At 33.4% G+C, this 24,173-nt stretch carries 24 protein-coding genes; 14 read left to right on the top strand and 10 right to left on the bottom strand.

The annotated features are described in order from the left end of the window. On the bottom strand, positions 1 to 1,725 hold a 1,725-nt coding region (locus tag ACY2V1_RS10450), incomplete at its 3' end, for a sigma-54 interaction domain-containing protein (RefSeq protein ID WP_461834740.1). Positions 1,726 to 1,802: 77 nt separating this feature from the next. After that, complete coding sequence (locus ACY2V1_RS10445) at positions 1,803 to 3,074, bottom strand: radical SAM protein (RefSeq protein ID WP_461834739.1); 1,272 nt, start codon at positions 3,072 to 3,074, stop codon at positions 1,803 to 1,805. Between the two features lie 134 nt (positions 3,075 to 3,208). Here ACY2V1_RS10445 and ACY2V1_RS10440 point away from each other — a divergent pair, with 134 nt between their 5' ends. Both ACY2V1_RS10440 and ACY2V1_RS10435 read left to right on the top strand, forming a co-directional pair. Then, positions 3,209 to 4,003, top strand: a complete 795-nt coding sequence (locus tag ACY2V1_RS10440; RefSeq protein ID WP_461834738.1) for an undecaprenyl-diphosphate phosphatase — start codon at positions 3,209 to 3,211, stop codon at positions 4,001 to 4,003. Then, positions 4,000 to 4,665, top strand: a complete 666-nt coding sequence (locus tag ACY2V1_RS10435) for a septal ring lytic transglycosylase RlpA family protein (RefSeq protein WP_461834737.1) — start codon at positions 4,000 to 4,002, stop codon at positions 4,663 to 4,665. Before ACY2V1_RS10440 ends, ACY2V1_RS10435 begins: the two co-directional genes overlap by 4 nt. A 30-nt stretch (positions 4,666 to 4,695) precedes the next feature. Here the strand turns inward: ACY2V1_RS10435 and radA are convergent, their stop codons facing one another. Genes radA through ACY2V1_RS10410 form a run of 5 tightly spaced genes read right to left on the bottom strand, consistent with a single transcriptional unit; the run spans position 4,696 to position 8,377 of the window. Continuing rightward, on the bottom strand, positions 4,696 to 6,048 hold the full coding sequence (gene radA, locus ACY2V1_RS10430; protein WP_461834736.1) for a DNA repair protein RadA: 1,353 nt from the start codon (positions 6,046 to 6,048) through the stop codon (positions 4,696 to 4,698). A gap of 15 nt (positions 6,049 to 6,063) precedes the next feature. Next, a complete protein-coding gene (locus ACY2V1_RS10425) occupies positions 6,064 to 6,861 on the bottom strand; it encodes a DUF3426 domain-containing protein (RefSeq protein WP_461834735.1) in 798 nt (265 codons plus the stop codon). 17 nt (positions 6,862 to 6,878) lie between these two features. After that, positions 6,879 to 7,409 carry a hypoxanthine phosphoribosyltransferase gene (hpt, locus tag ACY2V1_RS10420; RefSeq protein WP_461834734.1) on the bottom strand — a complete coding sequence of 177 codons (531 nt, stop codon included), beginning with the start codon at positions 7,407 to 7,409 and terminating at the stop codon, positions 6,879 to 6,881. Between the two features lie 27 nt (positions 7,410 to 7,436). Continuing rightward, positions 7,437 to 7,907 carry an N-acetyltransferase gene (locus tag ACY2V1_RS10415; RefSeq protein WP_461834733.1) on the bottom strand — a complete coding sequence of 157 codons (471 nt, stop codon included), beginning with the start codon at positions 7,905 to 7,907 and terminating at the stop codon, positions 7,437 to 7,439. Positions 7,908 to 7,909: 2 nt separating this feature from the next. After that, on the bottom strand, positions 7,910 to 8,377 hold the full coding sequence (locus tag ACY2V1_RS10410; protein WP_461834732.1) for a TlpA family protein disulfide reductase: 468 nt from the start codon (positions 8,375 to 8,377) through the stop codon (positions 7,910 to 7,912). A 24-nt stretch (positions 8,378 to 8,401) separates the two neighbouring features. On the opposite strand from ACY2V1_RS10410, the gene ACY2V1_RS10405 reads away from it, so the two are divergent. From ACY2V1_RS10405 to rpiB, 6 genes are read left to right on the top strand one after another with little or no spacing between them, the layout of a single operon-like run. Continuing rightward, positions 8,402 to 9,397 (top strand): sigma-70 family RNA polymerase sigma factor, encoded by a 996-nt coding sequence (locus tag ACY2V1_RS10405; protein ID WP_461834731.1) that lies wholly within the window; start codon positions 8,402 to 8,404, stop codon positions 9,395 to 9,397. Next, positions 9,387 to 10,136 carry an HD domain-containing protein gene (locus tag ACY2V1_RS10400; protein ID WP_461834730.1) on the top strand — a complete coding sequence of 250 codons (750 nt, stop codon included), beginning with the start codon at positions 9,387 to 9,389 and terminating at the stop codon, positions 10,134 to 10,136. Before ACY2V1_RS10405 ends, ACY2V1_RS10400 begins: the two co-directional genes overlap by 11 nt. Further along, the gene (locus tag ACY2V1_RS10395; RefSeq protein WP_461834729.1) at positions 10,121 to 11,785 is read left to right on the top strand and encodes a tetratricopeptide repeat protein; all 1,665 of its coding nucleotides are present in this window, start codon (positions 10,121 to 10,123) and stop codon (positions 11,783 to 11,785) included. Before ACY2V1_RS10400 ends, ACY2V1_RS10395 begins: the two co-directional genes overlap by 16 nt. A 15-nt stretch (positions 11,786 to 11,800) precedes the next feature. After that, positions 11,801 to 12,553, top strand: coding sequence for a hypothetical protein (locus tag ACY2V1_RS10390; RefSeq protein ID WP_461834728.1), 753 nt, complete (start codon positions 11,801 to 11,803; stop codon positions 12,551 to 12,553). A 14-nt stretch (positions 12,554 to 12,567) separates the two neighbouring features. After that, on the top strand, positions 12,568 to 12,903 hold the full coding sequence (locus ACY2V1_RS10385; RefSeq protein WP_461834727.1) for a hypothetical protein: 336 nt from the start codon (positions 12,568 to 12,570) through the stop codon (positions 12,901 to 12,903). Positions 12,904 to 12,951: 48 nt separating this feature from the next. Beyond that, complete coding sequence (rpiB, locus tag ACY2V1_RS10380; RefSeq protein WP_461834726.1) at positions 12,952 to 13,398, top strand: ribose 5-phosphate isomerase B; 447 nt, start codon at positions 12,952 to 12,954, stop codon at positions 13,396 to 13,398. Positions 13,399 to 13,420: 22 nt separating this feature from the next. Here rpiB and map read toward each other — a convergent pair whose 3' ends face one another. Continuing rightward, positions 13,421 to 14,302: a type I methionyl aminopeptidase gene (gene map / locus ACY2V1_RS10375; RefSeq protein WP_461834725.1), complete on the bottom strand. Its 882-nt coding sequence runs from the start codon at positions 14,300 to 14,302 to the stop codon at positions 13,421 to 13,423. A 62-nt stretch (positions 14,303 to 14,364) separates the two neighbouring features. Between map and ACY2V1_RS10370 the strand changes: the two genes are divergently transcribed. From ACY2V1_RS10370 to ACY2V1_RS10350, 5 genes are read left to right on the top strand one after another with little or no spacing between them, the layout of a single operon-like run. After that, complete coding sequence (locus tag ACY2V1_RS10370) at positions 14,365 to 15,054, top strand: PHP domain-containing protein (RefSeq protein ID WP_461834724.1); 690 nt, start codon at positions 14,365 to 14,367, stop codon at positions 15,052 to 15,054. Between the two features lie 35 nt (positions 15,055 to 15,089). Beyond that, positions 15,090 to 15,776, top strand: coding sequence for a DUF1847 domain-containing protein (locus ACY2V1_RS10365; protein ID WP_461834723.1), 687 nt, complete (start codon positions 15,090 to 15,092; stop codon positions 15,774 to 15,776). Further along, a complete protein-coding gene (locus ACY2V1_RS10360; protein ID WP_461834722.1) occupies positions 15,776 to 16,627 on the top strand; it encodes an ABC transporter substrate-binding protein in 852 nt (283 codons plus the stop codon). Before ACY2V1_RS10365 ends, ACY2V1_RS10360 begins: the two co-directional genes overlap by 1 nt. Further along, the gene (locus tag ACY2V1_RS10355; protein WP_461834721.1) at positions 16,624 to 18,231 is read left to right on the top strand and encodes an ATP-binding cassette domain-containing protein; all 1,608 of its coding nucleotides are present in this window, start codon (positions 16,624 to 16,626) and stop codon (positions 18,229 to 18,231) included. The genes ACY2V1_RS10360 and ACY2V1_RS10355 overlap by 4 nt, the downstream gene beginning before the upstream one ends. 28 nt (positions 18,232 to 18,259) lie before the next feature. Then, the gene (locus ACY2V1_RS10350; protein ID WP_461834720.1) at positions 18,260 to 19,270 is read left to right on the top strand and encodes a FecCD family ABC transporter permease; all 1,011 of its coding nucleotides are present in this window, start codon (positions 18,260 to 18,262) and stop codon (positions 19,268 to 19,270) included. Between the two features lie 82 nt (positions 19,271 to 19,352). Here ACY2V1_RS10350 and clpB read toward each other — a convergent pair whose 3' ends face one another. Both clpB and ACY2V1_RS10340 read right to left on the bottom strand, forming a co-directional pair. Then, entirely contained in the window at positions 19,353 to 21,956 is a 2,604-nt protein-coding gene (clpB, locus tag ACY2V1_RS10345; protein WP_461834719.1) for an ATP-dependent chaperone ClpB, read from the bottom strand. A 31-nt stretch (positions 21,957 to 21,987) separates the two neighbouring features. Beyond that, the gene (locus ACY2V1_RS10340) at positions 21,988 to 22,983 is read right to left on the bottom strand and encodes a DnaJ C-terminal domain-containing protein (RefSeq protein WP_461834718.1); all 996 of its coding nucleotides are present in this window, start codon (positions 22,981 to 22,983) and stop codon (positions 21,988 to 21,990) included. 743 nt (positions 22,984 to 23,726) lie between these two features. On the opposite strand from ACY2V1_RS10340, the gene ACY2V1_RS10335 reads away from it, so the two are divergent. Further along, complete coding sequence (locus tag ACY2V1_RS10335) at positions 23,727 to 24,104, top strand: hypothetical protein (protein ID WP_461834717.1); 378 nt, start codon at positions 23,727 to 23,729, stop codon at positions 24,102 to 24,104. The last annotated feature ends 69 nt before the right edge of the window (positions 24,105 to 24,173 follow it).

The raw sequence follows: 24,173 nt of genomic DNA, 5'->3' as shown, positions 1-24,173 counted from the left end.
TTTTTGCAATTTCCGATATAGAGTAGAGGGAGACACTTGAAGTTTTTCAGATGCCTTGACAATACTGCCATATTTTTTAACTGCACTTTTAATCACACTTATCTCATAACCTTTAACCATCTCTTTTAATGAATAGAATTTTTTAGGATTATTATAAGGTTCTTTGTGGCTGAGAATATCATTTGGCAGGTCATTTTCATCAATAAGGTTGTTTTGACTCATTATCATAAGACGCTCTATTAAATTTCTCAATTCTCTCACATTGCCTGGCCAATGGTAGTTATACAAAAACTCAATTACTTTTCTTGAAAATGATTTATTCATTTTATATTTTTGATTGAACTCCTTGAGAAAATAGTGAATAAGCGGTAAGATATCCTCCTTTCTTTCCCTTAAAGGCGGAATAAATATAGGAACAACATTTATTCTGAAAAATAGGTCTTCACGGAACTCACTCTTTGAGACCATTTCCTTTAAATCCCTGTTGGTTATACAAATTATTCTTATATTGACCTTTTTGGGTTTAGTTCCCCCTATCCTTTGAATTTTATAATCTTCTAAAACAGCAAGTAATTTTGCTTGAAGGTACAGAGGCAATTCTCCTATTTCATCTAATACCAATGTTCCACCATCAGCAAGTTCAAAAAGACCTGGCTTACCACCAACATCAGCACCAGTAAATGCCCCTTTTTCATAACCAAACAGTTCTGCTTCTAAAAGACTTTCAGGAATTGCACTACAATTAATACATACAAAAGGAGCATCTAATTTTGGAAACGAGGCCTTATGAATTAATTTTGCTATAACTCCTTTTCCAACACCAGTTTCACCGTAAATTAAAACAGGAACCTTGGTGTGTTGGAGCTGAACAACTATATCTAAAACCTTCTCCATGGCTTTTGATTCACATACTATATTTGAAGGAAAGTTTATTATTTGCTTTTTCAGCTCCTTAATTTTATATTCATATTCCTTTGCAAGCTTTCTTGCTTCTTTTAATTCTCTGCTAAGTTGCCTCATTTCTGATAAATCTCTTACAGTTGTAACCACCATACTTACATTTCCATCCCTGTCCAATACTGGATTACCAGATACCAATACTTCTTTACCTGTTACTGTCTTTGCCTGTAGAGACATTGGCTTCTTATCTTGTATAACCATTGGAGTAACAAATTTAGATACATATCCTTTTTTTTCTAACTCTGTAACAGTCTTTCCTAAAACATATTCTGGTTTTAAACCTGTTATTTTCGCCCAGGAAGAGTTTACCCTTATTGTCTTACCCGCTCCATCAGTAACAAAAATGCCGTCATATATTGATTCAATTATAGTATTTAATTCATTTACAACCATATGATAAGATTCAAGCTCCTTTGCCAATTTCTCCATCTCTGAAAAATGTTGAAAAAAACTAATAACACCTATTACTCGATCCCTATACAAAATTGGATATCTCTGGACAAATAGGGTCTTTCCTTTAATTTTTTCTCTCTTACCAACTTGTTCTTTTTTTGTATTAAATATCTCCTTTATCTCTTGCCAGGCGTTATAAGCAATATCAGATAAATAGAGTCTATTTAAATTCTCATCAATACCCAATATTTCCCTAGCTGCTTTATTTATAAATCTTATACAACTATCTTTATCCAAAATAACTATTCCTATCTTTATTGAATTTAGGGAAATATCAAACAATTTTTCTTTGTGATTAAAAAAATTCTCCATGCCAACTCCAAAAATTTATTTAGTTGGTGCTAAAAAAGCCTTTTTAAAAATTGCGTAATTGTGATTCTTTAATAAATTTAAAATCTCTGAATTATATAAAGATACATTGGCAAAAAACTATGTCTCTTTAATTCCATTACCTTATTTAATATATCTCTTTTATTTTCTGTACTTAAAGGTGATAAATAAATTGTGCCTTTATAAAAGGGACGTTTAACAGTATCTCTAATTAGAGATATCATCAAATCAAAATGCTTTTCTGAAAAAGATAAATCCAGTAAAAAATTTGCCGTTATCTCAATATTTATATATTTTTTATTTACATATAACATTTTTTCAAAACTTTCTCTAACTTGACTTGAATCAATTGGTTTACCAATCTTTCTCAGGGTTTCTTGATGCACGGATTCTAATCCCATATTTATAAAAACTTTTGTATCTGGAATTTTATTTAAATATTCAAATACATCTAATTTTTGATTTAAAAAAGATTCAACACTTGCAAATAAGAATATATTTTTATCCTTTACATAAGAATTTTCAATTTGAAATATTTCCATTGCCTTTTCAATACTAAATTTTATGGTTTCAAATGAACAATTAAATGCGTCATGAAGACCTAAAAACAGACTTGAATAATTTTTTATATCGCTATTGTAAAATTTCTTTATATCTATTATTTGTTCTAAGATATCCTCTTTTGATCTTTCGGAAAATACATCTCTTGATTTAACCCTGCAAAATTTGCAGTGATAAAGACATCCATCTGATATAATAATTGGTATTATTTCATAATCTACATGTCTTGTATCTGGAGGAAGTACAGTTATATTTGCATCATAAATTTTTTTTAAAAGCATAGCTCTTTTTTTAAGATATCTATTATCAATACTTACTATTTTTTCTATATCTTTCCTGATTTTTTTGGGAATTTCCTTTATGGAAACTCTTTTTAATTTTTCTACAATATCTTTCCATAATGCTTTCCCAAATTCAACAATCCCTTTTATATCTTTTTGCCATAAATTATTTGATGGATATTGAAAGCAAGGTACATAATATTCTCCTGTTGCATCGTAGATTCCACCATAATATTCCCCAGACGAATAATATATAAAATCATTGGCCTTGGTCCTCTTAATAAATTCATTTGGGTGTATCCAGTCAGGGATTTTACCATGTATAAATTTTATTTCTCCATTTAAATCAAAAAATAGTTTTGCATCCCTGTTCTCAATCAGGGTATAGAGTCCCACTTTTATTGGATATGATAATTTTTTATATTTTCTCTCGCCTAAAAAAGGGCTAATTATTTTTAGATCTTTTAAATTAAAAGTATAACTATCCATTTTCACCCCTGACAAAAAGATTGTTTCGATTTTTTTAATAAAAAATATATGTTTCATATGCAAGGGCGATATCTTGCGTATTCATCATTTTTTTGTTGACTTACGAGTTTCTATCCACCTATAAATCTTCTTCTATGGATATTTTATTAAAATCAATAATAATGGGAACTATAGAAGGGTTAACAGAATTTTTACCTATTTCCTCAACAGGACACCTTATAATTGCTGGTGAGCTATTAAAATTCACTGGGGAAAAAGCAAAGATATTTGAGGTAGTTATACAACTGGGCGCAATCTTATCGGTGGTTTGTATTTACTGGGAAAGATTTTTAGGATTAATTAGGCCTAGTGAGAAAAAATTTAGTGGAATTAATGGGTTATACCTATTATTTTTAACATCTCTCCCTGCATCAATTTTAGGTCTCTTATTTGAAAAAACAATAAAACAATATTTATTCTTTCCCAAAAGTGTGGCCATGGCTCTTTTTGTAGGAGCTATTATGATTTTTATTGTTGAAGGTGTGAGAAAAACAGAAAAATATGAGTCTTTAGATGAAATAACCCCATATCTTGCCCTAGGGATAGGTCTTTTCCAATGTCTTGCGCTCTGGCCTGGTTTTTCCAGGTCTGCTGCAACGATAATGGGAGGCATGATATTGGGTGCAAACAGAAAATTGGCAGCAGAATATTCCTTTATTGCAGCAGTTCCCATTATGGTTGGTGCTACTTCTCTTGAACTTTTAAAAAATTTTAATATATTTTCATCAAATGATTTAGTTATATTGACTGTAGGTTTTATTGTATCATTTATATCTGCATATATAGCTGTTAAGGGATTTATTCATCTACTTGGAAAAACCACATTACGTCCATTTGGAGTGTATAGGATTGTATTGGCCATTCTAGTAGTTATTTTTATGAAATCATGAAAAAATATTGCCTGATTTATTTAATCTTATCTTGTATATACTTTCAATCTTGCACTGTTGTAACTCTTCCGTATAAGCTTACAAAAGCGACTGTAAAAACTACCTACAAACTCACAAAATTTACTGTAAAGACCACAATATTTGCAGGAAAAGTAGTATATAAAGTTGGAAAATTTACCTATGTAGTGGTAAGGGCGCCTTTTAATCTTCCATTGACCCATCCAGAAATAAAAAGCATTGGTGGCCTTCCACCAAAACTTGCAATAAAACAGGGAAAGGTGAAAAATTCCCCCTATGTTGTTTTTGGGAAAAGATATGTACCTATGTCAATTGATCAGGCAAAACACTACAGAGAAGTCGGATATGCCTCATGGTATGGGTATGAGACATTGAGACAAAAGGGTGGACATATGACTGCCAACGGAGAATTATTTGATCCCCACCAATTAACAGCTGCCCATAAATATCTTCCACTTCCATGGTATGTGAAAGTTACAAATCTGGAAAATGGAAGGTCTATTATTGTTAGGGTAAATGACAGGGGCCCATTTGTTAAAGGAAGAATTATTGACCTGACCATGGAAGGGGCAAAGAGGCTGGGATATTTCAAAAAAGGGATTGCCAAGGTATTAGTTGAATCAATTGTAGTTGAACAAGGTTAGAGCTACACTCAAAAATCCAAAATTTATACACTATTTTTTACAAAATTGAAGGGAAGTTAGATCTTTAATATTTGATAGACAATGTATTTTTTCTTTGGGATATTCATCTACATATTTTGACCTTGGACATATTATTTTGGAAAAGTTTAGATTATTTGCCTGTAAGAGGCGCTTATCTTCTCCAAATGATGGGCGAATAAAACCATTTAAATCAACCTCGCCCCAAAAAACAGTCCTATCAGGCACAGGGATATCAAAATAAGATGAGATTAAGGCCGAGCATATACCAAGATCCATTGCAGGATCTGATATTTTTATGCCTGCACTTATCTTTACATAAACATCCATCTCATAAAATCGAAGGGCAAGCCTTTTTTCTAAAATGGCGATGAGCAGATATAGCCTGTTTAGATCAATTCCAAGGGCAGTTCTTCTTGGGTTTTGTCCAAAACCTTTTGTCACAAGGGCCTGGATTTCAATAACCAGCGGACGCTTTCCCTCCATTGCCATAACCAAAGAGCTTCCAGATGAAGTAGAATCCCTGGAAGTCAAAAAAAATGTTGAAGGGTCTTTTACTATTTTAAGTCCCCCTGTTTCCATCTCCAAGACAAGGATGTTGTTACTTGGACCAAACCTATTTTTGGTTATTTTAAGGACCCTATATGAGCTGAGTTTATCGCCTTCCATATACAAAACCACATCCACCATATGTTCTAAAAGCTTTGGACCTGCTATTTGTCCATCTTTTGTAATGTGGCTTACTATCAAAACCACAATGTCTTTTTTCTTTGCCTCTTCATAAAGTCTTGATGTCACTTCTTTTATTTGAGATACTCCTCCCATAATTCCTGAAGCTTCAGGAGACTTTATGGTCTGTATTGAATCTATCACAATAAAATCTGGACTATTTTTCTCCCTGATTATTGATATTATAGGGCTTAGGTTTTGAGTACACAGAAGCTTAAACTTATCATCACAAATACCCAACCTATCAGCCCTTAATTTTAGCTGATACAAAGATTCTTCACCTGATACATAAAGCCCATTTAACCCAGATTTTATAAAACCCGATAAAAGTTGCATTAAAAATGTGGACTTTCCAACACCAGGTTCTCCAGCAAGCAAAATCACACTACCTGCTACCATGCCTCTACCTAAAAAGTGATCAAAGATGGAGGAACCAGAAGATAGAAATTTAATATTGTCCTTAGATATTTCCTTTAAAGAAATTGGGGCCATTTCTACTTGATGGGAGTTTAAGTCATCTTTTTTGGAGAGGTCTTTTATCTCTTCAAGTGTTCCCCATCTGCCACACCTTGAGCATTGACCCTGCCACTTTACAAACCTTGCACCACAAAAAGAGCAAACATAGCCTTTTTTCATAATTATATATTTTGATTATTTATTTTTTTCTTCCACATCCAATGCCTGAACTACTTCAAGGCCATATTCAGATACATTTTCAGGGGGATTGTAGAATAAAACCATAAAATCTACGCCTGCACCTGGTTGAAGATTGGTGTTTTTCATAAGTACTCCAACCTTTGAATTTAACTCCTTTTCAAGATGATCCTTTGTCCATGACTGGAGTTGAAATAAAGACAGTTTATTTCCACATAGAATAGTCTTTTGAGCAATTTGTTTTCCATTACTATCATATAGAGTAGCTTTTACTTTAATAAGTTCCTTTGGTTTTTCAAATTTATTTACCGCCCTGCCCTCTATAACGAGTATTTTGCCAATTTTTTCATTGTCCACAAAATATTGTTTTATATCTTCTAAATTTATCTTTTTCACAGACTCTACTTTAGTTGCATTATGGGAAATTTGTTTTAATTCCTTTTTATGAGATAAAAAGGGAATTTTTTTAGAAATAGTGGGATAAAAATACCAAATTATACCAGAAATCAATATTACAACTACTACACCAATTACTATATTTCTTATTTTTTTTGAACTTTTTTCATCAATTGTAGGCTCTTCTAATGATAATTTTATTTTTTCTTCAGTTTTTATTTGTTTTTCTTTATCAATGGACTTTTTAGCTTCTCCATCTATTTCTTTTTCATCTTCTTTTTCTGGATAAAAAGTAAATATATGTTTACATCTGGAGCATTTTAGTTTTGTTCCATCAGGATTTAATAATTCGTCTTTAACTCTGTATTTGGTATTGCACTTTGGGCAAGATATTATCATGTTATGCTCCACCTCATTTAATCAGTTATCAATTCATAAATACCCTTTAAATTTCTATATTTTTCAGCACAATCAAGTCCATATCCAACCAAAAAACCCTTTTCTATTTTAAAACCATAAAAATCAATCTCTACTTTCTTTTTTCTCCTCTCCACCTTATGAATTAAAGAACACACCTTTACATCTATTGGACCGCGTGCTTCTAAGACCTTTTTTAAATAGGCAATAGTTGCACCTGTATCAACAATGTCCTCTATTATAAGGACATGTCTATCTTTAACAGATATTTCCATATCTTTTGTAAATAATAATTTTTCATCAGGAGATGTTCCATCCCTATAACTTGATAGCCTAACAAAATCTACTTCCACATCCATATTAAGCTCTCTAATTAAATCGGAAAAAAATATAACAGCACCTTTAAGTATACATACACAGATAAGTGGATGTGTGAGATTTTTATAATGCTCCGAGATTTCCCTCCCAAGTTCTTGTATCCTTTTTTTTATTTTATCTTGTTCAATAATTAATTTTAATTCTTTTTTCATCAATACCTCCGGTTTTAGCAAGGACAATTACAAATTAATCACCATTGCAATTTCATCACAGTTATCTGGATATTTAGGACAATTAAAACAATCAATCCAGATTTTTTCATGAAGATCTTTTTTATCTACTTCTACAAAACCAAATTTAGCAAAAAATGTCTTTTCATAGGTAAGGACAAATACCCTGTAGATACCCAAGGTCAATGCTTCACTAAGACAAGCTTCAACAATCCTTTTGCCCCAACCCTTTTTTTGGATCTCTTCGCTCACTGCCACAGACCTGACCTCTGCAAGGTCTTTCCATATTATTGCCAGTGCTCCACAACCATAAACCTTACCATTACTATCTACTACCACAAAAAAATCCCTAACACTTGAATACAAATTACTGAGGGATCTGGGAAGTAGTTTGCCTTGATTTCCAAAGGTAAGAAGAAGACTATGGATACCCTCAACATCGTGGATTATGGCCTTTCTTAAAATTAATTTTTTTCCCATAGTTATTTTGAAATGAGCTTATCAATGGTCCTTTTTAATTGATCCAATTTAACGTAACCTGAAAATTGTTTAGCAACCCTTCCATCTTTATCATAAACAATGGTTGCCGGGATACCATATACATTAAACATCGTACCAATCCTTGGATCTGATGCCAGATAACAGGGATAATTAATTTTATGTTTGGTTAAAAAATGAGTAAAACTATTCTTACTTGAATCAAAGGAAACTCCTAAAATCTCTAATTTATCTCTGTGGTATTGCTTTCTTAACATAGTCAACTCCTTGGTTTCTTTTTTACAATAAGGACACCATGATGCCCAGAAATTAACAACTAAAACCTTCCCCTTTGAATTTGCTATAATTGAAAGAAGATTATTAGAGTTGACCTCTACCACTGAGTTAGAATATGCTACAGAAGAAGTCATGAGAAAAAGAAACAAACAAAGTATTATTTTTTTTAAACACATAAAATATCTCCTAATGAGAGGATTATGGGAAAACTAAAATACAATAACCCAAGAAAACAAGACAATCAAGCTTCAACTGTTGTAGAGCCTGAGATTTTAATAGAAAAACCAAAGGATTTAAAAGCCAATCTTCCGGTTTTGTCTCCGTCTAAAACCCCTGCAGTTCAGGATGCTGTGGCAAAATATATAAGGGAAGTTATGAAATTTCCCATCTTAAGTCCTGAAGAGGAGTTGGAGCTTGCAAAAAGGGTAAAATATAAAAAGGACAAAGAGGCTGCGTTAAAATTAGTCACTTCACATCTTCGGCTTGTGGTAAAAATAGCCATGGAGTTTCAACGAAAGTGGATGCAAAATCTCTTAGAGTTAATACAAGAAGGCAATGTGGGGCTTTTAAAGGCAGTAGAGAAGTTTGACCCAGAAAAAGGTATTAAGTTTTCGTATTATGCGGCCTTCTGGATAAAGGCATATATACTCAAATTCATTATGGATAACTGGAGACTTGTGAAAATCGGTACCACCCAAAATCAGAGAAAACTCTTCTATAATTTAAACAAAGAACGTCAGGAGCTACAAAAATTAGGCGTTAATCCCGATGCTGAAATCCTATCAGAAAGGCTGGATGTGGATGAAAAAGAAGTAATAGAAATGGCTCAAAGGATGGCATATCAAGACATGTCTTTAGATACTCCATTTGGTAGTGAGGACTCAAATGTCACCCATCTGGATATGGTTCCAGCCTTGGAGGCAAGTATTGAAGAAAGGTTTGCCAAACGGGAAATATCTGAACATATAAAAGAAAAGATAAAGGAAATAGAGCCAAAACTTAATGAAAAAGAAAAAGACATTCTATATTTAAGATTACTTGCATCAAACCCCTTGACCTTGAGGGAAATAGGTGAGAAATATGGGATCACAAGGGAAAGAGTGAGACAGATAGAAAATAGGCTGCTCCAAAAGTTAAAGGATCACTTTTCATCAGCTATAAAAGATTTTTCAAAAGACTGGATTCATGAAGAATAATATATTTGAAATATTAAAAAATGAAACCAAGGCCTATGGTTCTAAATTCAATTTAAATTTTTATGAGCATTTTGCTGCAGAACTTTCGTATGCCAAAGAACTCTTTTTTGATCATCCCCTTATCTTAAGGTGTTCTGAAGATGTTCTGCCTTTTTTAAATGATGACTTTGGACATGGAGTTGACCATTCAAAAAAGGTGGCAATAGAGGCTGGGGCATTAATGTTAATAGAATATTTCCACAACGATGCCACACATTGTAGACATTTAGTGCTCCTCGCAGAATTGTGTGGCCTTATGCACGATATTTGTCGATTAGAACCAGATCATGCGATTGAAGGAGCGCACCTGGCTATGAAAATAATTACAGACTTCCCTCTGTCAGATGAAGAGAGGGAAGCAATTTTTTATGCCATAAAAACCCACGAGGCGTTTAAACCAATTGACCCTCCTCCCTCTCCAGAGGCCAAGCTACTTAGCGATGTTCTGTATGACGCGGATAAATTTAGATGGGGACCAGATAATTTTACTACAACCCTATGGGAAATTTGTGACTACCAGGAATGGCCTCTAGAAAAAATTATTGAAAGATTCCCCAAGGGAATTGAGGTAATTAAATCAATATCAAACACCTTTAGGACTTCTACAGGTCAAATCTATGGACCAGAATTTATTGAAGTAGGACTTAAAATTGGAAACTTTATATACCAAAAGTTGGTGAGACTATGGGAAGAAAAGTAATAACTATTATTCTTGTCTTGTTATTGGCTGGATGTGGCTTGAAAAAAAATTACATTGTCTATAAGCCCACACCAATGAATGTAGATGCATTAGCTACATATCATTATTTAAAATTTTTAGACCTTGCAAAACAAAAAAAATACAAAGAAGCTGAAGATTCCCTAAAAAAAGCTATTAGCTATAAACCTGAGCCTGAATTTTATATAGAATACGCGCGTTTTCTTATCTCTAAAAGAAAGATTAAAGAGGCAGAGGACATTTTAAAGTCTGGATTGCAAAAAAATCCAGGGAATAGGGATTTGGTATTTTTTCTAGCTGATGTATATACTTTTGAAAAAGAAAATTACAATGCATACTCCCTTTTAAAAATATATATAAAGGCACATCCAAAAGACTACCTTGCAAAGGAGAAAATAGCCAATATATTATTTCAAGAAAATAAATTCAATACAGCTATAAAATACTTATTAAAAATTCCTCAAGATAAGAGAACTTATAGGACTCATTTTATTTTAGGAAAGTGTTACTTAAAAATAAATAACAGAAAAAAGGCCATATACCATTTTAAAAAAGCAACAGGATTAAATCCTGAATTTTTGAGAGGATGGGCTGAACTGGCATATCTATATGAACTTGAAAATGATTTGGTATCTGCAGAAAAGATATACTCAAAATTAATCTCAAAAGGATTTACAAATAGAGAACTGATATTTAGACTAATTGATATAAATGTCAAACTTGGGAATGTAGATAGGGCATATTCAATTGCCCAGGATTATCTATCAGATCCAAAGGATATAATAGATGTAATAGCAATTTTTTTACAAGAAAGTCTCTATGATCAGGCAGAAGGATTAATCAAGACAATAGAAAACTTTAAAGATGAATATCCTCAAATTTCATATTTTAATGCAATAATAAAATTAAAAAAATATAAAGATAAAGACGGAGCAATTAAATCCATTGATGAAATTCCTGAAAACAGCAATATTTATTTAAATGCATTAGACCTCAAAATTAAGATCCTATTAAACAAAAAACAATATAATGCAGCAGAGAAAATTTTAGAACAGCAATTAAAGAAACACAAAAATAACATAAAACTAAGAATTTTTTTAAGTGATATATACGTGATAAACAAAAAATTTAATAAGGCAAAAAAAATAATAGAAGAGGGTTTAAATCAAAATCCAGATGATATAAAATTGCTCTTTCAATTGGGAACAATTTATTATAAATTAAATGACATAAAAAAAGCCTTATCCATTATGGAAAAAATATTGAAAAAAGATCCTAATAATGCTTCTGCCTTAAATTTCATAGGATACACCCTTGTTGATATGGGGAAAGACCTAAAAAAAGGATGTGAACTCATAAAAAAGGCCCTAGCAATAGAACCAAACAATGGATATTTTTTAGATTCTCTAGCATGGTATTACTACAAAATAAAAGATTACAAAAGGGCATGGGAATACATAAAAAAGGCAGTGAAAAATACAAAACTAGATCCCACAATATGGGAACATTATGGAGATATTGCCATTAAGATTAAAAATTTAAAAGAGGCAAAAAAAGGTTATAAAAATTCCTTATTAAATGATCCCGAAGACCCATCTAAAATAGAAAAAAAATTAAAGGCTCTTAAATAAGTTAATTCTCTGAATATGAAAAATCTCACTACATATAAAAAAAACATAGGTCTTTTTATTTTTTTATTACTCATTGCTAGCTGCGCTAGCATAAAAAAAACACATACTCTGCCCTCACCAACTGAACTCTTGAATAAATACAGGCTTGGAAGTGAACATCAGGGGTGTCAGGCATATGAAATCCAAGGTGTAATTTATTTTTTTTCCAAAAAACAAAATTTCAGGGGTAAATTTCATCTCAAGGGAAATAAGTGGTTTCCATGGATTATGGAAATAAAATCTCCTTTTGGAACTACCCTATTTCTTATTAAAATAGAAAAAAATATGGTAGAAATACTTTCTGTAAGAGAAAATAAACTCTATATCCTCAATAATTCCAAAGAAATATTAACGTATTTTGGCATTAAAACAAAAATACCACCTGAATTCTTATTAAAATTGTTGACTGGAGATTGGAAAACCTTTATCTCTTCCCCAAAAAAAATTAAACAACTCTCTGATGGGGTTAAATATTTTTTTAATGGCCAGTTGGTAAAAGAGGCAAAATTATATTACTATGAGAACAGGGCGCATATCTGGGAAAATCAAGGAGTAAGTATCGACATATTCAATGATTCAAAGATAGTGTTGAGGGATACCAATTTGGGCGAGATGGTTTTTAAAATAAAACGGAAAATATGTGTTAAAGACAGATTCCATTTAGAGGACCTTAAGTTAAAAATCCCATCAAATGTTACTCAAGAGTTACTACAAACTAAAACAAACTAAAAAAGGAGAATGTTATGTCAAAAGAAAATTCATATGCCACCACCATGAAACCTTCTCTTTTTAAATCAATTCCTTTAAGTATCAAGGCCGTTATTAGTGAGGTACATTTTAATATTATAAAGGGCCTTAGAAAATGGGAAATAAAAGATTTAAAAAAGAGGCTGGACAGGGAATATCTTAATTTAGGGAAGCTTTATTATAATCTTCAAGAAGGTGATGAAAAACAGCAAGAACAAATTGATCTTACAAAAAAGCAGATTGAATTTCTGGAAAAAGAAATCGTCTATCTTGAAAAACAGATTGAAGAGCTAAGGGATCAAATTATCAATAAAAGGACAGAAGAACTTTAAATTAAGCTGCTAACATAGCAAAAAAGCTATTTTCTTCAGGATAAAAATATGGAAAAGAAAATTGCTATTGGCTCAGACCATGCAGGTTATCCCTTGAAAGAGGAATTAAAGAAATATCTAATGGCCAAAGGATATGAAGTAAAAGATGTTGGATGTTACAGTGAGGATTCCTGTAATTACCCTGAGTTTGCATTTAAAGTCTGCCAAGGAGTTTTAAATGATTCCTGCCTTGGGATACTTATTTGTGGCTCAGGAATTGGAATGTCAATTTCAGCAAATAGGATCAAGGGAATCAGGGCTGCCCTTTGTTTTAATGAGTATATGGCAAAAATGAGCAGAAGACACAACAATGCCAATATATTGTGTTTAGGGGCACGGGTAATTGGATCTGATTTAGCAATAAGTATTGTGGATTCTTTTTTGCGGGAAGAGTTTGAGGGTGGAAGACACCTTAAAAGAATAAATCTAATCGAGTCATTGGGCGAAAACGCATAAATGCGTTTTCGCCCTCTTTTGTCTATAAATCATAGGGAGTCAAACTTTCATACCCTGTTTCAGTAACTACCACAGTTTGTTCAAATTGGGCAGAAAGTGACCCATCTTTGGTCACTGCAGTCCACTTATCTGGAAGGATAACAAGGTCTTTCTTGCCAAGATTAATCATTGGCTCAACAGTAAATACCATGCCTGGAACCAAGACTATACCATGTCCCTTTTTCCCAAAGTGTGGAACTTGAGGTGGTTCATGGAATTCAAAACCCACTCCATGCCCTACCATTTCCCTCACAACTGAACATCCCTGCTCCTTTTCTGCGTATTGCTGGATCGCCCACCCAATATCTCCAATACTATTTCCTGGCTTCACCTGGCTAAGTCCCCTTTTTAAAGACTCCTTGGCCACATGGACAATTTTTTTTGCATCCTCAGAAACTTTGCCAACAAAAAAGGTCTTATTGGCATCAGCATAATAACCATTTAACTTGGTAGTCACATCTACATTTACTATATCACCTTCTTTAAGAACCCTATCACCAGGGATACCATGACATATTACTTCATTTACAGAAACACACACACTTTTAGGAAATCCATTGTAATTTAAAGGTGCAGGTATACCACCATTGGAAATGGTGAACTCGTGGACCAGGGTGTTGATATATTCAGTTGTTATCCCAGGGCGGATTTCTTTTTCCACCATATCCAGGGTCTTTACAACCAACTCCCCTGCCCTCTTTATCCCCAAAATATCTTTTTTTTCTTTGAGCCTGATCTTATATTTTTTCCAGTAAAGTTCCTTTAAATTTTTAAAAGAGCTAGCTGCCTTGTCTTTCCTCATACAACACTTTTTATATTTTAAGCCACTGCCACAAGGACATGGGTCATTTCTTCCTATTTTCATCTCTTGCGCTCCCTTATTAATTAATTTAAATAAGTTTTACAAAAAACAACAAAGGAGGAATTGTGATAATTGACTTACATCTCCATACCACTAGATATTCCCCTTGCTCCCATCTAACTCCTCAAGATGCTTGTATTCTTGCCATAAAAAATGGACTTGACGCCCTTTTGATAACAGAACACCAAATACAATGGAATGAAATGGAAATCAAGGAACTTCAAAATGAATTTCCTGAGATTAAATTGTATGCAGGGCTAGAAGTTACCCTGTCAGAAGGCATAGATCTTGTGATCATAACGAAAAATAAAGGAATAAATGTACCCTTTATGATCTCTTTTGAAGAACTTTTAAATATTCCCTCTCTAGATATCTCAAAGAGTTTTATATTTGTTGCCCATTTATTTAGGTGGAGTAATCATATTGAGTTTGACGAAAACAAGATCTTTTCACAGATACATGGAATAGAAATGAACTCCATTAATATCCTACTTACCGGCTACAAGAGAGCAAAAAATAACTTCTATGTTCCTGTACAAATTGATTTATATAATCATGTGAGAGATAAATGGAATCTCAAGGAAGTATATAATACAGATAGTCACTCACCACTATGTGTAGGAACTATTGGCAACTATTTAAAAATAGATCAAATTCCTGAAGATGAAGAGGAGCTTATTTCTGTTTTAAAAACACATAAAATTTACCAATTTCAAAACACAAAACTCCTTGCTAAGTTCCTAAAAAGAGTCTAAAATTTTAACATGTTGATAAATAAGGAGGTTTGAAAATGGAATTAAAACCAAATTGTGCAACGTGTTCAATAGAGGTCTCCGAGAGGATTTGCAGGCGTGAAAAAGGAGGAAAGCACCCTAAAAATTGCCCAACAGTAATAAAAAAAGATCTAATTGAAAAAAGTAGATTGGAGTACAAAAAACCAGATGTTTATATCCTTGCCCAAAATGCATCCTTACAAGAAGCAGAAGGATATGGAAACAGGGACAAAGGATATGAAAGGGTAATCCCAATAAAACCCAGGATATTAGAAATAGCAGAATATGCAAAAAAAATGAACTTTAAACGACTTGGAATAGCATTTTGTGTGGGCCTAAGAAATGAAGCCAAGGTGGTGGAAAAATTCTATTCCAATCTGGGATTTGAGGTTGTATCAGTGATCTGCAAAGTGGGCTCTGTCCCAAAGGAAACCATTGGGATTTCAGATGACCAAAAAATTGCCGTTGGAAAATATGAATCTATGTGCAATCCCATATTACAGGCAATGGTCTTAAACTCAGAAAAAACAGATCTAAATATACTTTTAGGCCTATGTGTTGGGCACGATACATTGTTTTTGAAGTACACAGAATCTCCCTGCACAGTGCTTGCTGTAAAAGACAGGTTACTTGGACATAACCCCCTTGCTGCAGTTTATAATATTGATAGTTACTATAGGTATTTAAAAACAACAGATATATAATGAGGAATTTAAAAACCTTACTAATAATCTTCATATTATCTCTGTTACCGTGCTCATCCATAGCCTTTGAGAGGATAGTTTCAACTGCCCCTTCTACCACTGAAATACTTTTTGCCCTAGGGTTAGGGGACGAAGTGGTAGGGGTCACAAATTTTTGTAATTATCCAAAACAAGCAAGACACAAAACCCGGATTGGGGGTAATTTCAACTTTAACCTAGAGACAATTGCACTCATTAAACCAACATGTATTATTTTTTTAAAAGGAAATTCCAAATTAAAAACATTTTGTCAAAAAATGAATATAAGATATATAGAAGTTACATACAATTCTTTATCTGATATTTATAATTCTATTTATACCATAGGAAAAACTTTTGGCATAGAGAATAAGGCTAATTTTTTGATAAGAAATATCAAAATGGGACTTAACAAAGTTGTAAGTAAAGTAGATAAAAAGTGCAAACTAAGAGTTCTTATAGTAGTTTATAGAGAAATAAATAGATTAAAGGATGTTTGGGCAGCAACAGATAAAAGTTTTTTGGGAGAGATATTAAAATTATGTGGAGCCAAAAATATTTTAGAGGATATAGACAAACCTTATGAAAGGATATCATTAGAAGAAATTGTTGCTAGAAATCCTGATGTAATTATTGAAGCTTCTAGTAGAAATCTTGGTATTGATTCAAATAAATCATTAATATTATGGTCTAAACTGGATAAAATTAATGCAGTAAGATATAAAAGAATTTATGTGTTATCTAAGCCCTATATAACAATTCCAGGACCACGAATTCCATTAATTGCTAGGGATTTTATAAATTGTCTTTATGCTGATGAAATAGAAAAATGATAAAATTAGAAAGAATTAATTTTGAATATCATAATAAAGAGGTCTTAAAGGATATTAATTTAAATGTTCAAAAAGGAGAAATTATAGGAATACTTGGTCCAAATGGTAGTGGAAAAACAACTTTTCTAAAAGTCTTAGCTGGCATCCTCCATCCTCAATCTGGTAAAATTTTAATAAACAATAAACCATTAACACATTACAAACACAGGGATCGGGCAAAACTAATTGGATTCGTTCCCCAACATATCCCTGCCTACTTTCCTTTTACTGTATATGAAACTATCTTATCTGGCCGTTTTCCTTACTTAGGTCCATTTAACATCTTATCTAAACATGACAGAGAGGCAATTGAAAAAGCAGTAGAACTCACTGGAATTGAACACATCGCCAATAGAAAGTTGACTGAGATATCTTCGGGAGAATTACAAAGAGTTGCCATAGCTATTTGTCTTGCTCAAGATCCAGAAATATTGTTACTTGATGAACCCATATCCAATTTGGACATAAATTATCAAAGGAGGATATTAAATGCCCTGTATTTGCTTACTAAAAAATATAAAAAGACCATAGTCATGGTTTTCCATGACATCAACATGGCCACTAGATTTTGCCATAAATTATTTTTTTTAAAAAAAGGAAAAATAGTATATGAAGTAGATTCTACACATAAAATAAAAGAGGATATTATCGAAGATATATTTGATACAGCTATTATAGCGTTTGAGACACAAAATAGTAAAATATTCTTGCCTGATATTTTATCGCAAACCGAAGAACCATTAATATCTGTAATTGAAGAAGATAAACAGATCTCTGAAAAGTATCTAATAGGGGGATTTATTCATGAAATCAAAAATGTCATACAGGATCATAAAATGATTTTTGATAATATAAGTCAGGAGATACCTTCTAATTTTGATGACAGTATGGAACGAATAAGGAAATCATTAATAGAGGAAAAAATTGACAGGTCATTGTATGAAGATATAATTAAAATGATATATAATAATTCGTTGTTATTAAAACTAAAAAGACAAATTAATATGTGTCTCGCTGGAATTAATAGAATTCTTTCATTAGCTAATTTTATAGATAATTACACAAAATTAAATAAAGACACTCTCAATACAATAAATTTAAATGAGGTATTACTAGATATATATGAATCAAATTTTGAAATTTTGAAAAATAACAAAATTAAATTTAACATAGAAGTAGAAGATAATTTTATTTTACAAATAAATAAGGATCATTTACATTCCATTTTAGAAAATCTAATTTTAAATAGCGTAGATGCTTTTAAACATGACAATAATCCCAATAAGGAAAGAACAATTACAGTCAGGAGTTTTATAAGAAAAAATAGACTTTTTATTCAATTAGAAGACAATGGTCCAGGGATAAAGGAAGAAGATTTACAAAAAATATTCATACCGTTTCTCACCACAAAATCCAAAAAAGGAAATGGAATTGGCCTATTTTTAGTAAAAAGGTTAGTTAGGCTCTATGGGGGACGCATTTATGTACACAGCTCTCCTGGAAAGATAACAAGTTTTCACATTGTGTTCCCTCAAAATATATACAATAATCCAAATGAAATTTAATAAAAAATCTTTAGTACTGGTATTAAATATGAATTTTGAAGAACATGAACTTACCCAAACTATAATAAAAGGTAAGATTTTTTTATTATGTATTTTTTTTATCTGTACCATTCTAGGTGGAATAGTAGTGGGAAGCCAACACATCGATCTAACCTATGCACTTGAAAATTTGGAAAGCGTGGAAGCAAACATATTATTTACAATAAGGATTCCAAGGGTAATCTTGTGCGTAATGGCAGGGGGAGGACTTGCTATTTGTGGAATGGTTTTTCAGTCAGTTTTTAAAAATCCTCTATCTTCTCCTTTTGTTTTGGGTGTATCCAGCGGAGCTTCTTTTGGTGCAGTTTTAACTATTCTTCTGGGTATAGATTCATTGACTTGCACTTTTATATCAATTTCATCTATTTTTTCTTTTTTAGGGGCAATATTTACAATTTATATTATTTATTTTATCTCCCAAAAAAATACTTTTGCTATTGATACCCATTTACTAATTATGGCAGGATTTGCATTAAATCTAATGTTTCTTGGTCTCATTATACTATGTCAATATCTTGCAAATTTTACCCAGACCAGGGAAATACTCCATTGGCTTATTGGTTCAATTGATATTTTGGGGTTTTCTGACATTAAAAAGATATTGCCTATGTTTATTATTGGAATATTGATCGTACTTTTAAATCTCTCAAAACTTAATCTGATCGCAATGGGAGACGACATTGCCTTTACCAGGGGCATAAACGTAACTTTTTATTACTTTATTTTTATTTCTTCGTCATCACTGATAATTGGGGCAATTGTTAGTGTAACTGGTCCAATATGCCTAGTTGGACTTATTATTCCACATGTGGTGAGATTGATAGTTGGGGCGAATAACAAATACATATTCTGGGGATCGCTTTTCTTAGGGGGTAGTTTTTTGGTTCTTTGTGATTTAATCTCAAGGATAATGCTTGCTCCAACAGAAATACCAATTGGTGTGATAAGTTCTATTATAGGCACACCTTTCTTTATTCACTTTCTGGTGAGAAAACAATAACGTAGTCTAGTTAAAAAAAATTAGCCTAGATTTGCCATTTGACAAACCTAGGCTAATTCCAAGGAAACTTTTTATTGTCTTATTAATTTACCTTAAAAACCAATGCACCATTTTCAACGTCTATTATAACTTTATGACCTTCCATTACCTTTCCTGCAATTATCATCTTGGCAATCTCTGTTTCCACCTTTGTCTGTAGGTATCTTCTTAAAGGTCTCGCGCCGTAAACTGGATCATAGGCCTCCCTTGCTATAAATTCCCTGGCTCTCTCTGTTAACTCAAGGCCAATCTTCCTTTCTTGTAGTCTGTTTCTGATCCTCTCAACAAGTAGATCCACAACCTTTTTGATCTCTTCTAACATAAGAGGTTTAAACAAGACAATCTCATCAATCCTGTTCAAGAATTCAGGTCTGAAGTGGGACTTTAATTGGGCAAATACCTGCTCTTTTACCCCTGGTTTTAGCTCACCAGTTTCAGTTATACCTTCAAGTAGATAATTGGATCCTAAATTTGATGTCATAATTATTATGGTATTTTTAAAATCTACTGTCCTACCATGACTATCAGTGAGTCGACCATCATCTAATATTTGCAAGAGTATATTAAATACATCAGGATGTGCCTTTTCTATCTCATCTAAAAGTACTACACAATAAGGTTTTCTCCTCACCGCTTCAGTGAGCTGTCCTGCCTCTTCATAACCCACATATCCTGGAGGAGCTCCAATTAAACGGGACACAGTATGTTTTTCCATATATTCAGACATATCTATTCTAACCATATTGTCTTCTGTATCAAACAAGGCTTCAGCCAGGGTCTTACATAATTCAGTTTTTCCAACACCTGTAGGTCCTAGGAACATAAATGAACCAATAGGTCTGTTTGGATCCTTTAGGCCAGCCCTTGCCCTTAAGACTGCATTGGATACAGCCTGCACAGCCTCGTCCTGTCCCACAACACGTCTATGCAGCTCATCAGGAAGTCTCAAAAGTTTTTCTTTTTCACCTTCCATTAGTTTTGTCACAGGAATACCTGTCCACTTGGAAATAATCTCAGCTACATCTTCAGGTCCAACCTCTTCTTTCAATAATCTCCTTTTACCTTTTTTCTCAAGCTCTTCTTCTTTTGCCTTTATTTTTGCTTCAATTTCAGTATATTTTCCATATTTCAGCTCAGCCACCTTGTTTAAATCATAATTTCTCTCTGCCTCTTCTATTTCCAACCTCACACGCTCAAGCTCTTCTTTTAGCTGTTGAAGCTCTTTGATCTCTTTCTTTTCCTCTTCCCATTGGGCAAGCATCTCATCTCTTAGTTTTGTGAGTTCTGCAAGTTCTTCTTCTAACTTAACTAGCCTCTCCTTAGATGCCTCGTCTTTTTCCTTTTTAAGCGCCTCTCTCTCTATCTCCAGCTGCATAATCTTTCTATTTATCTCGTCCAATTCCGTTGGCATGGAATCAATTTCTGTCCTTATTTTTGCTGCTGCCTCATCAATTAAATCAATGGCCTTATCGGGCAGATGTCTATCAGAGATGTACCTATGTGAGAGAGTTGCAGCGGTAACAAGGGCACTGTCGCTTATCCTAACTCCGTGGTGTACTTCAAACCTCTCTTTAAGTCCCCTCAAAATGGAAATTGTATCCTCAACTGAGGGTTCATCAACAATGACAGGTTGGAATCTCCTCTCTAAGGCTGGATCTTTTTCAATGTATTTTCTGTATTCATCTAAGGTAGTTGCACCAATACAATGAAGTTCACCCCTTGCCAACATGGGTTTTAGAATATTTCCAGCATCCATTGCACCTTCTGCCCTACCAGCACCAACTATTGTATGGAGCTCATCAATAAATAGAATAATCCTGCCCTCAGATTCCTGAATTTCTTTTAATACAGCCTTAAGTCTCTCTTCAAATTCACCTCTGAATTTGGCTCCAGCAATTAATGCTCCCATATCTAAGGCATATATGGTCTTATCTTTTAATCCTTCAGGAACATCTTGTTTTACTATTCTCTGGGCAAGGCCCTCTACTATTGCTGTCTTACCAACACCTGCTTCACCAATTAAGACAGGATTATTTTTAGTCCGCCTGCTCAAGATCCTAATTACCCGTCTAATCTCACTATCCCTACCAATAACAGGATCCAATTTTCCACGCCTTGCCTCTTCCACTAAATCCCGTCCATATTTTTGCAAGGCCTCATAGGTTGCCTCGGGATTATCAGATGTCACCTTTTGATGGCCCCTCACTTCAATTAAGAGGGATAAGAATTTATCTTTATCCAATTTAAATATCTGATTTACTCTCCCAATTGGAGTAGAAGGATTTTCATCTAATATACACATGAATATATGTTCTACACTGACGTATTCGTCCTGCATCTTTTTTGCTAAGTCCTGGGCACGAACTAGTACATCATTTAATCTTTGGGTTACATAGATCTGTCCTGGCTGGGCGCCAGGTCCCATGACCTTAGGTAGATTTTGGATTTCCCTTTCAATGGAATCCTTATAGGCATTTGGATCAATATTTCCCCTTTCCAAAACCCTGGGTATCAAGCCATCTTCCTGAGAAACCAGTGCATATGCCAAATGTTCAACATCTACCTGTTGATTATTATGCTTGATAGCAATGTTTTGTGCATCAGATAATGCTTCTCTTGATTTTTGTGTAAATTTATTTAGATCCATAATAATTTCCTCCTTTTTAATTATTTAATTTTTAAAAATTTCTTGGATTAAAACTTGATATTTTTTTTAGTTCTTCAAAAAGCTCCCTTTCTCTGGGACTCAAATTCTTTGGTACTTTAATCTGGACTCTCGCAAAAAAGTCTCCCTTTTTTGCTCCCCTACCAAGGCCTTTCCCTTTTAGCCTCAGCTTCTGACCACTGCTTGTGCCTGGAGGCACCTTTAATTCAACCCTACCGTCTAAAGTAGGGATAGACACAGAACATCCCAAAGCTGCCTCCCAGGGAGTTAAGGGAAGGTCTAAAATTACGTTATTTCCTTCAACCTTAAACAAATGATGGGGAAGTAATTTTACTTTAAGATATAAATCTCCTCTAGCTCCCCCAGGTCCTACTTGTCCCTGACCAGCCAGACGAATCTTTGATCCTTCACTAACCCCAGGGGGAATATTTACAGTAAGCACCTTTGATGAAGCCCCATCAGATAGGGTAATTGTCTTTTTTCCGCCTTTATATGCATCTTCTAGTGTTAGTTCAATTTCTGCCTCTGAATCTGCACCTTTGACGTTAGCTTGATCAAAAAAGTCATTTCCATAAAATTGGCCAGATTCAGAAAAGGGATTACCTGCAAATCTGGATTTTCTGGAGGAGCTTCTAAATCTACCACCCCGGGACCCGCCAAAGACATCACCAAAAATGAGGTCAAAAAAATCACTAAATCCTTCAAAACCTTCGCCACCGCTTGTACTAAAATGAAACCGGACATTTTCAAATCCTGGTGGAGGCTCAAAATTCTGGCCATGCTCCCAATCGGCACCAAGCATGTCGTATCTTTTACGTTTTTCAGGGTCCTTTAAAACCTCATAGGCTTCGTTTATTTCCTTGAATTTTTCTTCAGCTTCTTTATTGTTTGGATTAAAGTCTGGATGATATTTTTTGGCCAATTTTTTAAAGGCCTTATTTATCTCTTCCTGGGTTGCGTTCCTTGGAACACCTAAAATTTTATAGTAATCCTTATATTTAACAGCCATTTCTAATTCGCCCTCCTCTATTTATACTAACTATTCTATATTTTAAGAGCCATTGGTATTTATAATCCGGGATAATAGGTCTTGGGTTAAGCAAATAAGTAAGCACAAAAAAATAAGCGGTTTTTTCCGCTTATTTTACACTATTTTAATCAATTTCTCAATGGATTCATAATATAAAGTAATATCAAAAAATAAATAGTCAATAAGAATAGTTTATTAACACCAAAAAGAAATTTAAAAATTCTTAATAGTAAGTTGATGGGTTAATAACTCAACAGGGCGAATGGGCGGTATTTTTATTTCCGCTCCAGGATGAACTTCATATAAGAGCTTGTAATGCTCGCTCCGCTAAAAGTTGCAAGGTCGGCTTCGCCGACTGGTGCAACTTTTTTTAGCTCCACTCGCAAACAAGCTCTAATATTTGTCCATAGGTCGCTTCAATAAAAATACCGCCCATTCGCCTTCAATCCACACAAATGATTTATTAAACATAACAGTAAAGCCTGTAGAATTTGAAAAAAAGACACGATTTGTCCTTTACTCTAAATCTGTCCATTTACATTTATTTCCAGAACTTTTAGACAATATTTTAGTTGAAGAGGTGGCTTAATATTTTACAAAACTTATAAAGGGGTAAATTATGTCCTTACTGTATCAAACGGTTTACCATCCTTGTGTCAAACAACAAAGGTTCACAGTTTCTAAGATATTAAAAACAGTATTGATAGGTACAGGAATAGGGGATGTTTTGTTTTAGGGAAAAATTTATCAAAAAAGAAAATGTAAGAGTAGATGTTATTTTGGCTGATAGTTTGGCTAGAGGAGTGCAAACTGGCTGCTCTTTGGCCATAGCTTCTGGAATAACAAAAAACTGGAATAGTTTAACACCTTCTAAATGGTTGTGGACAACAGGTCTTCAATATCTGTTTTTTGCTAATAAAAGAAGTTTTAACGAATTTTCTAAGTTGGGTATGTTAATATCTATGGGTATGGTGTATATTAGTTTGGTTAAAACAGCATCTTCAAAAAAAACTAACTTATTAGCACATACTTGGTGGGGAATTTATATTGCTCCCAAAAAAGTTGGACACGTTTTGAAGGTAGAGTTAGGAGTTGAGTGAGGGGTGAAAAAGAGTTAAAATTTAATCTTGGAAACAAACTTTGGGAGGAATTTTGTATGAAGAGAAGAA

Source organism: Desulfothermus sp., from assembly GCF_053993635.1.
Note: the sequence above shows the minus strand (reverse complement) of the source record. Positions and strands in the feature narration are given on the sequence as shown.

Bases quoted from the DNA above. Each gene is read 5' to 3' on its own strand.
- ACY2V1_RS10445 (WP_461834739.1), bottom strand. From the start codon at position 3,074: ATGGATAGTTATACTTTTAATTTAAAAGATCTAAAAATAATTAGCCCT.
- ACY2V1_RS10440 (WP_461834738.1), top strand. From the start codon at position 3,209: ATGGATATTTTATTAAAATCAATAATAATGGGAACTATAGAAGGGTTA.
- ACY2V1_RS10435 (WP_461834737.1), top strand. From the start codon at position 4,000: ATGAAAAAATATTGCCTGATTTATTTAATCTTATCTTGTATATACTTT.
- radA (WP_461834736.1), bottom strand. From the start codon at position 6,048: ATGAAAAAAGGCTATGTTTGCTCTTTTTGTGGTGCAAGGTTTGTAAAG.
- ACY2V1_RS10425 (WP_461834735.1), bottom strand. From the start codon at position 6,861: ATGATAATATCTTGCCCAAAGTGCAATACCAAATACAGAGTTAAAGAC.
- hpt (WP_461834734.1), bottom strand. From the start codon at position 7,409: ATGAAAAAAGAATTAAAATTAATTATTGAACAAGATAAAATAAAAAAA.
- ACY2V1_RS10415 (WP_461834733.1), bottom strand. From the start codon at position 7,907: ATGGGAAAAAAATTAATTTTAAGAAAGGCCATAATCCACGATGTTGAG.
- ACY2V1_RS10410 (WP_461834732.1), bottom strand. From the start codon at position 8,377: ATGTGTTTAAAAAAAATAATACTTTGTTTGTTTCTTTTTCTCATGACT.
- ACY2V1_RS10405 (WP_461834731.1), top strand. From the start codon at position 8,402: ATGGGAAAACTAAAATACAATAACCCAAGAAAACAAGACAATCAAGCT.
- ACY2V1_RS10400 (WP_461834730.1), top strand. From the start codon at position 9,387: ATGAAGAATAATATATTTGAAATATTAAAAAATGAAACCAAGGCCTAT.
- ACY2V1_RS10395 (WP_461834729.1), top strand. From the start codon at position 10,121: ATGGGAAGAAAAGTAATAACTATTATTCTTGTCTTGTTATTGGCTGGA.
- ACY2V1_RS10390 (WP_461834728.1), top strand. From the start codon at position 11,801: ATGAAAAATCTCACTACATATAAAAAAAACATAGGTCTTTTTATTTTT.
- ACY2V1_RS10385 (WP_461834727.1), top strand. From the start codon at position 12,568: ATGTCAAAAGAAAATTCATATGCCACCACCATGAAACCTTCTCTTTTT.
- rpiB (WP_461834726.1), top strand. From the start codon at position 12,952: ATGGAAAAGAAAATTGCTATTGGCTCAGACCATGCAGGTTATCCCTTG.
- map (WP_461834725.1), bottom strand. From the start codon at position 14,302: ATGAAAATAGGAAGAAATGACCCATGTCCTTGTGGCAGTGGCTTAAAA.
- ACY2V1_RS10365 (WP_461834723.1), top strand. From the start codon at position 15,090: ATGGAATTAAAACCAAATTGTGCAACGTGTTCAATAGAGGTCTCCGAG.
- ACY2V1_RS10360 (WP_461834722.1), top strand. From the start codon at position 15,776: ATGAGGAATTTAAAAACCTTACTAATAATCTTCATATTATCTCTGTTA.
- ACY2V1_RS10355 (WP_461834721.1), top strand. From the start codon at position 16,624: ATGATAAAATTAGAAAGAATTAATTTTGAATATCATAATAAAGAGGTC.
- ACY2V1_RS10350 (WP_461834720.1), top strand. From the start codon at position 18,260: ATGAATTTTGAAGAACATGAACTTACCCAAACTATAATAAAAGGTAAG.
- clpB (WP_461834719.1), bottom strand. From the start codon at position 21,956: ATGGATCTAAATAAATTTACACAAAAATCAAGAGAAGCATTATCTGAT.
- ACY2V1_RS10340 (WP_461834718.1), bottom strand. From the start codon at position 22,983: ATGGCTGTTAAATATAAGGATTACTATAAAATTTTAGGTGTTCCAAGG.
- ACY2V1_RS10335 (WP_461834717.1), top strand. From the start codon at position 23,727: ATGTTTTGTTTTAGGGAAAAATTTATCAAAAAAGAAAATGTAAGAGTA.